This is a genomic window from Orenia metallireducens, from assembly GCF_003001995.1.
Classification (GTDB): Bacteria; Bacillota; Halanaerobiia; order Halobacteroidales; family Halobacteroidaceae; genus Orenia; species Orenia metallireducens_B.
Map to the genome: position 1 here is coordinate 1 of NZ_PVNB01000080.1, position 1648 is coordinate 1648.

General features: G+C 31.9%; 1 protein-coding gene. It reads right to left on the reverse strand.

Features of this window, described 5'->3' with window-relative positions:
• Nucleotides 1–338 precede the first annotated feature (338 nt).
• Nucleotides 339–1532 (reverse strand): IS91 family transposase, encoded by a 1194-nt coding sequence (locus BX659_RS18655; protein WP_097019722.1) that lies wholly within the window; start codon nt 1530–1532, stop codon nt 339–341.
• Between the last annotated feature and the right edge of the window lie 116 nt (nt 1533–1648).

Consider the following 1648-nt stretch of genomic DNA (forward strand, 5'->3'; position numbering starts at 1 on the left):
TTAACGTATCAGAGTTTCACGACGTCTCATAGATATACCTATCCCTGATTTTTTCTATATCTAACATAAGCCCTTATTAATTTTAATTATGCTCTAAGCTTAGATGTTGTAAAACTAATGTTATATGAAGTGCGTAGCTCTCCCAGTTCTCTATGGAGTTTTATATCTACAGTTACCACCATAATCTTATTATAAATGTTTTATTATTTTACTTATTCTTAAATTCAATATACATTTCTTGTCTAAGTCCAACCAATTTTTACCTATAATCAATAGTGAATCAAATCTAGACCTACTTCCCCCAATTCACACTAACTTATGTTATTCAAAATTCTAATCTATGCTGACTTCTGTTTATCTCTTAATGTTAAGTCAGAATTTAATTCTTTACCCATTAAAAGCAGTAATAACTTCAATTCCCCAGCTTTAAATTCTTTTCCTTTTACTAATCTCTCTCCACATACTGGACATACTGCTAAATCTCCATATTCTTCACAATAATCTTGCCAACTTACCTTATCAATATCTTCAACCTTATCTTGTCCAAATGTCTCTCGACATTTATCCAATTCTTCTCTTTTACAACTGGCATACATCCCATAATATCTTACTACTTTTAAGTGGGGCATTGGTACATGTAATAAAAACCTACGAATAAATTCTTCTGTCTTTAGAGTCATTACCTTTTTCTTAGATCCATCCTTATTATCATCATAATAGAATTTAACTTCTTTCTCATTATAAGAGATAATACGCTTATCAGATATTGCTCCACCTTTTATATAATTACCTAAATACTTAATTACTCCCTCACCATAAGCATATTTCTTACAGGTATATACATTCCATTTCTTCTTTCTTAATTTTCTCAACTTCCTATGTACTTTGCTATAACTAAACTCCTCTGGTATTTCTACTTCTCCTTTATAAACTAAATTATGTAGTCTATCTAAAAATTTCCCTCTAAATATCTTCATTAATGTCCGTACTGGTACTAAATAGCCCTTTTTACTCTCTTTCCATTCTCCATCTTCAGTTAATCCTCCACCTGTTACAAGACAGTGAACATGAGGATGAAAGATTAAAGTTTCTCCCCAGGTCTGTAAAGTAGCTATCATGCCAGGCTTAACTCCTAAAAAATCTTCATTTTCCATCATTCCAAATAATGCTTCCTTTGCACATTTGAATAATAGATTTGTCATTTCCTTTGGATTCAATAACCACAAATCATTTAATTGATGGGGGATAGTAAAGATCACATGATAATGATGAGTATCTAAAATCCTCGCACTCTGTCTTTGAATCCACTCTTCTTTTTCCATAGTTGAGCATTGTGGGCATGATCTATGTTTACAGGAATTATACCAAATTCGATAATAATGTCCTTCCGGACATTTCTCTACATGACCACCCATTACTTCTGTACGGCAATTGATTATATTCCAAGCTGCTTTTCTGGCATGGTCAGCTATGGCATATTTTTCTGCATATTGAGGATAATATTCTTTGAAGATACTTTGAATTTTACACATAGTTATCACTCCAAGAAGGGAATTGTTCAAGTGATTTAATAGTATTCCCATTCTTGTACTTTTCTATGCGAAGCATTTAATATAACTCTTGTATTAACGACACTAGTGTCGTTAAT

Bases quoted from the DNA above. Each gene is read 5' to 3' on its own strand.
- BX659_RS18655 (WP_097019722.1), bottom strand. From the start codon at position 1,532: ATGTGTAAAATTCAAAGTATCTTCAAAGAATATTATCCTCAATATGCA.